At 71.2% G+C, this 8,515-nt stretch carries 12 protein-coding genes and 1 pseudogene; 7 read left to right on the plus strand and 6 right to left on the minus strand.

The window, feature by feature from the left end; all coding sequences use genetic code 11:
• The 6 genes from VNT59_RS07880 to VNT59_RS07905 form a co-directional block, all read left to right on the plus strand.
• Window positions 1–766, plus strand: a 766-nt coding sequence (locus VNT59_RS07880; protein WP_325497774.1) for an MFS transporter, incomplete at its 5' end; no start/stop codon positions are given.
• Window position 767: 1 nt separating this feature from the next.
• Window positions 768–899 carry a hypothetical protein gene (locus VNT59_RS07885; protein WP_325497775.1) on the plus strand — a complete coding sequence of 44 codons (132 nt, stop codon included), beginning with the start codon at window positions 768–770 and terminating at the stop codon, window positions 897–899.
• An 88-nt stretch (window positions 900–987) separates the two neighbouring features.
• Window positions 988–1,527: a class I SAM-dependent methyltransferase gene (locus VNT59_RS07890; RefSeq protein WP_325497776.1), complete on the plus strand. Its 540-nt coding sequence runs from the start codon at window positions 988–990 to the stop codon at window positions 1,525–1,527.
• Between the two features lie 78 nt (window positions 1,528–1,605).
• Window positions 1,606–2,490: a 4-hydroxy-tetrahydrodipicolinate synthase gene (gene dapA, locus VNT59_RS07895; RefSeq protein ID WP_325497777.1), complete on the plus strand. Its 885-nt coding sequence runs from the start codon at window positions 1,606–1,608 to the stop codon at window positions 2,488–2,490.
• Window positions 2,491–2,518: 28 nt separating this feature from the next.
• Window positions 2,519–3,601: an outer membrane protein assembly factor BamC gene (gene bamC / locus VNT59_RS07900; protein ID WP_325497778.1), complete on the plus strand. Its 1,083-nt coding sequence runs from the start codon at window positions 2,519–2,521 to the stop codon at window positions 3,599–3,601.
• Between the two features lie 42 nt (window positions 3,602–3,643).
• Entirely contained in the window at window positions 3,644–4,420 is a 777-nt protein-coding gene (locus VNT59_RS07905; RefSeq protein ID WP_325497779.1) for an MBL fold metallo-hydrolase, read from the plus strand.
• 66 nt (window positions 4,421–4,486) lie between these two features.
• Here VNT59_RS07905 and VNT59_RS07910 read toward each other — a convergent pair whose 3' ends face one another.
• From VNT59_RS07910 to VNT59_RS07920, 3 genes are all read right to left on the minus strand, one after another.
• Entirely contained in the window at window positions 4,487–4,738 is a 252-nt protein-coding gene (locus VNT59_RS07910) for a hypothetical protein (protein ID WP_325497780.1), read from the minus strand.
• Between the two features lie 171 nt (window positions 4,739–4,909).
• Window positions 4,910–5,416, minus strand: a complete 507-nt coding sequence (locus VNT59_RS07915; RefSeq protein WP_325497781.1) for a hypothetical protein — start codon at window positions 5,414–5,416, stop codon at window positions 4,910–4,912.
• Window positions 5,413–6,543 (minus strand): JmjC domain-containing protein, encoded by a 1,131-nt coding sequence (locus VNT59_RS07920; RefSeq protein ID WP_325497782.1) that lies wholly within the window; start codon window positions 6,541–6,543, stop codon window positions 5,413–5,415. Before VNT59_RS07920 ends, VNT59_RS07915 begins: the two co-directional genes overlap by 4 nt.
• Before the next feature lie 22 nt (window positions 6,544–6,565).
• On the opposite strand from VNT59_RS07920, the gene VNT59_RS07925 reads away from it, so the two are divergent.
• Window positions 6,566–7,084, plus strand: coding sequence for an FKBP-type peptidyl-prolyl cis-trans isomerase (locus VNT59_RS07925; protein ID WP_325497783.1), 519 nt, complete (start codon window positions 6,566–6,568; stop codon window positions 7,082–7,084).
• Between the two features lie 60 nt (window positions 7,085–7,144).
• On the opposite strand, the gene VNT59_RS07930 is transcribed toward VNT59_RS07925, so the two are convergent.
• From VNT59_RS07930 to VNT59_RS07940, 3 genes and pseudogenes are all read right to left on the minus strand, one after another.
• Window positions 7,145–7,663: a glycine zipper 2TM domain-containing protein gene (locus VNT59_RS07930; RefSeq protein ID WP_325497784.1), complete on the minus strand. Its 519-nt coding sequence runs from the start codon at window positions 7,661–7,663 to the stop codon at window positions 7,145–7,147.
• A 13-nt stretch (window positions 7,664–7,676) separates the two neighbouring features.
• Window positions 7,677–8,171, minus strand: a complete 495-nt coding sequence (locus tag VNT59_RS07935; protein WP_325497785.1) for a glycine zipper 2TM domain-containing protein — start codon at window positions 8,169–8,171, stop codon at window positions 7,677–7,679.
• Between the two features lie 180 nt (window positions 8,172–8,351).
• Window positions 8,352–8,515: pseudogene (locus VNT59_RS07940) on the minus strand (dUTP diphosphatase); the annotation flags it as partial.

Consider the following 8,515-nt stretch of genomic DNA (forward strand, 5'->3'; position numbering starts at 1 on the left):
GTTCCTGATGGTGCCGGTGGAAGGTTTCCTGATCGGCGGCTTCGGCTGGCAGACGGCGCTGCTGGCGCTTGCCGTGGCGGTGCTGCTGGTGGTGCCGCTGTCCTACGGCCTGCGCGAGCCGGGGTTCGCCGCGGGCGCGGCGCCGCGCCGCGAGCAGACCATCGCCCAGGCCCTGCGCGAGGCGTTCAGGTACCCGAGCTTCCAGCTGCTGATGGCCGGCTACTTCGTCTGCGGCTTCCAGGTCGTGTTCATCGGCGTGCACATGCCCAGCTACCTGAAGGACAAGGGCCTGTCGCCGCAGGTGGCCAGCTACGCGCTGGCGCTGATCGGCCTGTTCAACGTGTTGGGCACCTACATCGCGGGCACGCTCGGCCAGCGGCTGGCCCGCCGCAAGATCCTCGCGTTCATCTACCTGGCGCGCTCGGCGGCGATCGCGCTGTTCCTGTGGGCGCCGCTGTCGCCGGCATCGGTCTACGTCTTCGCCAGCGTGATGGGGCTGCTGTGGCTGTCGACGGTGCCGCCGACCAACGCCACGGTGGCCCAGATCTTCGGCGTCGCCCACCTGTCCATGCTGGGCGGGTTCGTGTTCTTCAGCCACCAGATCGGCTCGTTCATGGGCGTCTGGCTGGGCGGCTACCTGTACGACCGCACCGGCAGCTACGACGTGGTGTGGTACATCGCCATCGCCCTGGGCGTGTTCGCCGCGATCGTCAACCTGCCGGTGCGCGAGGCGCCGATCGCCAGGGCGCTGCCGCAGGCCGCGTGACGTGAACCGGCCGGCCCGCAAGCTGCTCGCCTACGCCGCGGCCATCGGCGTGCTGCTGGCAGTGTTCGTCCTCTACACGCGGCCGGCCATGATGGTCGCCCTCTCGGAGCAGATCTGGGCCTGCTTCCGGTGACGGGCGGGGCTGGCCCCCGCCGGGCCGCGCCGCCCGGTCGGCCGCAGGGCCGGGCCGGCCCGCCATTTCCTGGAGCCTGAGAAAACACATGCACGGTACCGAATCCCCCTCCGCCTGGGTCCAGCGCTGGTCGCACCTGGTGCCGGCCGGCGCCGCGGTGCTCGACGTCGCCTGCGGGCAGGGCCGCCACATGCGCTGGTTCGCCGGGCGCGGCCATCCGGTCACCGGGATCGACCGCGCGCCCGAGGCGCTGGAAGCCGCCCGCGGCCTGGGCGAAGCGGTGCCGGCGGACCTCGAGGACGGCAGCCCGTGGCCGCTGCCCGGCCGCACGTTCGGCGCGGTGGTCGTCACCAACTACCTGTGGCGGCCGGTCTTTCCCGCCCTGCGCCAGAGCGTCGCGCCCGGCGGCGTGCTGATCTACGAGACCTTCGCCCTGGGCAACGAGACGGTGGGCCGCCCCGCCCGGCCCGACTTCCTGCTGCAGCACGGCGAGCTGCTGCGGCTGGCGGACGGCCTGCACGTCGTCGCCTACGAGGACGGGTTCCTCGAGGAGCCGCCGCGCTTCGTGCAGCGCATCGCCGCGGTGCGGACGGCCGGCGGCGCCCTGCCGCGGCACCGCCTCGAATAGTCGACCCGCGCCGCGACACCACGGCCGGGCTGGGGGGACGCCTGGGTAGAATGTCCGTTTCCCCTCGAGTATCCGCACATGACACCGATTACTGGCAGCATCGTGGCACTGGTCACGCCGATGCACGAAGACGGCAGCGTGGACTATCCGGCCTTGCGCAAGCTGGTCGACTGGCATATCGCCGAGGGCACCGACTGCATCGGCGTCGTCGGCACGACGGGCGAATCGCCCACCGTCGACGTGCAGGAACACCACGAGATCATCCGCGTCGCGGTGGAGCAGGCCAAGGGCCGGGTGCCGATCATGGCCGGCTGCGGCGCCAACTCCACCGCCGAAGCGATCGAGCTGGCCAAGTACGCGAAGAAGATCGGCGCCGACTGCCAGCTGCAGGTGGTGCCCTACTACAACAAGCCCACCCAGGAAGGCCAGTACCGCCATTTCCGCGCGATCGCCGAAGCGGTGGACCTGCCGATGGTCCTGTACAACGTGCCCGGCCGCACGGTGGCCGACCTGCTGCACGACACCGTGCTGCGCCTGGCGCAGGTGCCCGGCATCGTCGGCATCAAGGAAGCGACCGGCAACCTGGAGCGGGCCCAGTGGCTGATCCAGGAAGTGCCCGCCGGCTTCTCCGTCTACTCCGGTGACGATCCGACCGCGGTGGCGCTGATGCTGTGCGGCGGCCAGGGCAACGTCAGCGTCACCGCCAACGTCGCGCCGCGCCAGATGCACGAGCTGTGCATGGCGGCGATCGCCGGCGACGCCAAGAAGGCGATGGCGATCCAGCGCAAGCTGATGCCGGTGCACCGCTACCTGTTCGTGGAAGCGAACCCGATTCCCGTGAAGTGGGCGATGGCCCGCATGGGTTTGTGCGGCGGCGCCCTGCGCCTGCCGATGACGCCGCTGGCGGCGTCGAACGAGCCGGCCGTCGAGGCCGCGCTGCGCGCGGGCGGCCTGCTGGCCTGAACCGAAGAATCAATCCAGAGGGGATGAAGTGAAGCAATCTGCAAGACTGGGCGTGCTGGCCGCGTGTGCCGCGCTGGCGCTGTCGGCCTGTTCGGTGTTCGAGGGCGAGAAGATCGACTACAAGAGCGCCGGCAAGGGCGTCGCGCTGGAAGTCCCGCCCGACCTGACCCAGCTGGCGCGCGATTCGCGCTACCAGATCCCCGGCGGCGCCGTCACGGCCAGCAGTTTCCAGATGGGCCAGGCCGCGCCGTCGCTGCCCACCGCCGCGACCACCCTGGGCGACGTGCGGATCGAGCGTGCCGGCACCCAGCGCTGGCTGGTGGTGAACCGGTCGGCCGACCAGCTGTGGGGCCCGGTGCGCGACTTCTGGCTGGAAAGCGGCTTCCTGATGGCGCAGGACGAGGCCGCCCTGGGCATCATGGAAACCGACTGGGCCGAGAACCGGGCCAAGATCCCGCAGGACTTCCTGCGCAACGCGCTGGGCAAGCTGCTGGACTCGGTCTACTCCACCTCGGAGCGCGACAAGTTCCGCACCCGCCTGGAGCGCATGCCCAACGGCGGCACCGAGATCTACGTCAGCCACCGCGGCATGATCGAGGTCTACAGCAACACCCAGAAGGACCAGACGGTGTGGCAGCCGCGGCCCAGCGATCCCGAGCTGGAAGCCGAGTTCCTGCGCCGCCTGATGGTCAAGCTGGGCGTGCCGCAGGAGCAGACCAAGCAGCTGGTCGCCACCGGCACGCCAAAGCAGACCTCGCGCGTCGCCATGGTCGGCAACGCGCCGGTGGTGCAGATCGACGAAGGCTTCGACCGCGCCTGGCGCCGCGTCGGCCTCGCGCTCGATCGCACCGGCTTCACGGTGGAAGACCGCGACCGCGCGCAGGGCACGTACTTCGTGCGCTACGTGCAGCCGAGCGCGGACAAGAAGGAGAAGGGCTTCCTGGCCAAGCTGTTCAGCTCCGACAAGGACAGCGCGCCGCTGAAGTACCGCATCAGCCTCAAGAGCCAGGGCGAGTCGACCACCGTCTCCGTGCTCAATGCCAACGGCGCGCCCGAAGCCTCGGACACCGCCAAGCGCATCGTGCAGGTCATCGCGGACGATCTGAAGTAAGGTGAGACACGGGCCGCGCCGCGGCCCCGTGTCCTTTGACGCATGATCAGATTCAAGTCGCTGGGCAGCGGCAGCACCGGCAATGCCACGGTGGTGCAGGCCGGCGGCCCCGGCCGCGTCACGCACCTGCTGGTCGACTGCGGGCTGGGCATCCGCCAGCTCGAGACGCGGCTCGCGCGCGCCGGCATGCTGGCCGAGCAGATCGACGCCATCTTCATCACCCACGAGCACTCCGACCACGTCGGCTGCGCCCGCCAGCTCGCGCTGCGCGAGCGCATCCCGGTCTGGATGAGCCATGGCACCTACAGCGCCCTCGGCAAGCCCGACTTCGAGGGCCTGCTGCGCATCGCCTGCGACGAGGTCGACATCCCGATCGGCGACCTGGAAGTGCTGCCCTTCACCGTGCCGCATGACGCGCGCGAGCCGCTGCAGCTCACCTGCACCGACGGCAACCGGCGGCTGGGCGTCGCCACCGACATGGGCCACGCCAGCAGCCACGTGCTGGACCAGCTCGCCGGCTGCGACACGCTGCTGCTCGAATGCAACCACGACCCCGACCTGCTGGCCGCGTCGGGCTACCCGCCGTTCCTGAAGCGGCGCGTCGCCGGCGCCTGGGGCCACCTGGCGAACAGCGCCGCCGCGGCGATTGCGGCGGCCTTGCAGCCGCGCGGCCTCAAGCAGGTGGTGGCGGCCCATCTGAGCGAGCAGAACAACCGTCCCGACCTGGCCCGCAGCGCGCTGGCCGCGGCCCTCGGCTGCGGCCCGGCCGACATCTACGTGGCCGATGCGGGCAGCGGCTGCGACTGGCTCACCGCGTAGGCAGGCCGGCCGCGCGCCCATGAAAAAAGCCGCCCGAGGGCGGCTTCTTGATGCCGGTGGGCCGGATTACTTCGTGCCCGAGGCAGCCGAAGCGGGGGCAGCGGCAGCGGAAGCGGCGTTCGCGGCGCCGGCAGCAGCGGCGGCGGCAGCCGAAGCAGCGCCAGCAGCGGCGTCGGCAGCAGCCGGAGCGGCGGCGGGAGCCGGCGCGGGGGCAGCAGCAGGAGCGGGCGCGGGCGCCGGCGCGGGTTCTTCCTTCTTGCCACAGGCGGCGAGCGCGACGGCGGCAACCAGGGTGGCCAAGACGAGCGATTTCTTCATTTCAAGGTTCCTTCTCTGGGACTAAACGATTTCCGGAAATGTCAGTTCGGCGGGATGGCCGGTTGTGACCCGAACGCAGGTACTCGAGCCCCTGCCGTTCAGCACGAAATTATAGGTCCGAACAACCAATACCCCACAAACCCTTAAGGGAGTCCCCTAGGTTTGAACCGCTCAAAGCCCAAGAGTGTTGGCGGGAAACGACGGCGAGCTGCGCCGGAGCCATCCTTGCAGGGCTTCGTGCAGCATGAGCCGCCGCTCGGGCTCGCTGCCCGCGTAGCCGATGCAGCGCTCCAGGTCGATGCGCTGCAGCACCCAGCCCGGGCTCCAGATGGCACTGGGCAGCTCCGCCGGGTCGGCGGCGCGGCAGGCCCTGGCTTCGATGATGTGCGACCAGGTGATGCGCCAGGTGACGAAGCGGGCGTGGCGCCGCGCCACCTCGTCGAAGCGGCGCGCCAGCAGCGTGCAGCGGCGGCCGCTCGCCGACCAGGCCTGCAGCGTCTCGGCCACGGCGCGCTCGCCGAGCGGCCAGTCGCCGAAGTCGGGATCGCTGAGGACGATTTCGCGCCAGCCCTCGCGCGCGGCGGTGGCCAGCGCGTCGCGCACCAGTTGCTCGAAGGCGGCGCGGCCTTCGAAGCGGCCGGCCGGCAGCGGCGCGCTGGCAGCGGCGGCGGCCGTCACCTGGGCTCCGCCAACGGCTGCAGCCAGCCCGCCTGCTGCCACGACGCGAGCAGCCCGCGGGCGGCGTCGCTGGCCCCGGCGAGCTGCGCGGCGTCCAGGTGCCGCTGGTCGGCCAGGCGCCGCATCAGCGTCGCGTCGCGTCCGGCGGCGCGATAGCTCTCGCCGTTGATGAAGACGTGGCGGCCGTCGTACATCATGCGGGTGCGGCGATCGAGCCTCACGCCGGCGCCGATGTCCGCCGGCGGCGCGGCCTCGAACCAGACGCTCGGCTTGGGCTCGCTCAGGTGCTCGCCGAGCGCGCGCTCCACCGCGTGCGGCTCGGCCAGCGCAGCCTGCAGCGCCTCGCGCGCGAACTGCTGCAGCTCGCCCGGAATGGCGCCGGGCGTGCCGGTGGCGGGCTGCTTCGGATCGCGGTACAGCTGCCCGCCCGCGCGTTCGGCCGCGTCTTCCGACAGCCGCTGCAGCAATTCCCGCGCGAGCTCGGCGCCGGCCGGCGAGCGGAAACCGACGGAGTAGGTCTGGCACTCGCCGACGGCGATGCCGTCGTGCGCGTAGCGCGGCGGCAGGTACAGCATGTCGCCGGGCTCCAGCAGCCACTCCTGCTCCGGCTCGAAGTTGGCCAGGATCTTCAGCGGCATGTCGGGCAGCAGCGCGAGGTCCTGCTGGCGGCCGATGCGCCAGCGCCGCCGGCCCTGCACCTGCAGCAGGAACACGTCGTAGCTGTCGAAATGCGGCCCGACCCCGCCGCCGTCGCTGGCGTAGCTGATCATCAGGTCGTCGAGCCGCGCCTGCGGCACGAACCTGAACCGCGACAGCAGGTGGTGCGCGCGCTCGTCATGCAGGTCCACGCCCTGCACCAGCAGCGTCCAGTTCGGCTGCGCGAGCGGCGGCAGGCTGCGCCGGCGGAACGGTCCGCGCCGGAACTGCCACTGCCGGCCCGCGCGCGCGACCAGTCGCGACTCGACCTCATCGCGTTCGGCCAGGCCGAACAGCTCGGCGCGCGACAGCAACGGGCGCAGGCCAGGCAGCGCGCCGCGCACCAGCAGCGGGCGCTTTTGCCAATGGCGTTGCATGAATTGGTCCGGCGTCAGGCCGCCGAGCAGGGGGAGCGCTTGTGTGATGTCCATCGGGAGGTGCCACAATTCTCCTATGGAAATCACCCCGCAATGCGTGGTCGCCCTCACGTGGTCGCTGCAGGACACACTGGGCGAAGTGCTGGACGAACTCAAGGAGCCGGTCGAGTTTCTCGTCGGCGGCGAGGATCTGCTCGCGCGGGTCGAGGAAGCGCTGCAGGGCCACGTGCCCGGCGACCAGCTCGATCTGCACCTCGAACCGGAAGAGGCGTTCGGGGACTACGACGAGCAGCTCGTGTTCCTCGAGTCGCGCAGCCTCTTCCCCGCGGAGCTCGAGGAAGGCATGACCTTCGAGGGCCTGCCCGCCGGCGCCCATCCCGACGCGCCCAAGGACCTGATCTACACCGTCACCGAGATCTACCCCGACCACGTGGTCGTCGACGGCAACCATCCGCTGGCCGGCATCGCGATCCGGCTGCACCTGAAAGTGGAGCAGGTGCGCGAGGCGACCGAGGAAGAGATCGGGCGCGGCTCGGCCGGGACCGGCTTCTTCAAGGTGCAGCGCGCCGCGCCGGACGGCGGGCTGCTGCACTGAGCCGAAGAAAAGGGCCGCCGCGGCGCGTGTGCGCCGGGGCGGCCCCGTTCACCTCGGCGCTCAGGCCAGGTAGATCACGCCGTTTTCGATGCGGACGCGGTCGCCCGGGCGCAGGTCGCCGGTGGCGCTGACGTCATAGGTGCGAACCGCGCCCTGGTCGGTCTGCACTTCGATCCGGTAGACCGGGTTGGTGGTGGCGGTGGTGCCCGCAGGCGCCGTGTTCTGGGCGATCCGGTTGCCGGCGACCGCGCCGCCGACCGCGCCCAGGACCGTCGCCGCGGTGCGGCCCGAGCCGCCACCGACCTGGCTGCCCAGCAGGCCGCCGACGATCGCGCCGATGGCCGTGCCCGCGATGTTGCGGCCGCTCGAAGGCGCCACCGGCGTGCCGCTGACCAGCGACACGTTGGTCACGCGGCCGTACTCGACGACCGGCACCTGGGCCGTGGTCGAATAGGCCGGCGACGCCGAGGACGTCACCGGCGCCGGGTTGCCGTACAGGTCGACCGTCGAGCAGGCGGTCATGGCGGCGGCCAGCGTGACCACGCCGGCCAGGGGAAGGAAGCGGAATTTCGAGTTCATGTGGTGCTCCTGGTTAGATGTGATAGATCACGCCGTTGTCGACGCGCACGCGATCGCCGATGCGCAGGTCGCCCGAGGACGGCACGTCGTAGACGCGCGTGCCGCCCTGGTCGGTCTGCACCGTGACGCGGTAGACCGGACCGGTGCCGGTGGCCGCGCCGCGGCCGACCTGGCTGCCGACCACCGCGCCGCCGACGCCGCCGAGCACCGCCGCCGTATCCCGCGTGCTGGTGCCGCCGACCGAGCGTCCGACCTGGTTGCCGATGACGGCGCCGGCCACTGCGCCGATGATGGCGCCCGGCACGTTGACGCCGCTGGACGCCGTGGCGCCGCCCGGGAAGTACTGGATGTTGGTCACGCGGCCGTATTCGAGTCCGGCGGCGGCCGGCGCGGACGTCGCCGGATAGGCGCCGACCGCATTGGGCAGCGTGGGGTTGTAGCCGCACGCGGCCAGGCTGGCCACCAGGGCCGAACCGGTCGCGACGTGGGCAAGACGCGGAATTCGCATTGGACTCTCCTTGTTCTACAGACGGCACAGCCAGCGGCTGCGCCTCGTACGAACGATTAAAGAGTCAGGTTCCCCGACCTGGGCCGCAGGGATCGCCGCGCATTCCTGTAAGAACGCGGGTGGCCGGGCGTAGGAGCCGGCCGATGACGGGCCGGGCGCGGGCCACCGCCGCGCAGCAGCTCAGTGCTTGCCGGTCGAGCCGTAGCCGCCGGCGCCGCGCTCGGTGGCGGGAAACTCATCCACCACATTGAACTTGGCCTGCATCACCGGCACGATCACCAGCTGCGCCAGCCGCTCCATCGGCTGCAGGGTGAAGGCCAGGTCGCTGCGGTTCCAGGCGCTCA

The sequence above is a fragment of the Ramlibacter sp. genome (genome assembly GCF_035554825.1).
Classification (GTDB): domain Bacteria; phylum Pseudomonadota; class Gammaproteobacteria; order Burkholderiales; family Burkholderiaceae_C; genus Ramlibacter.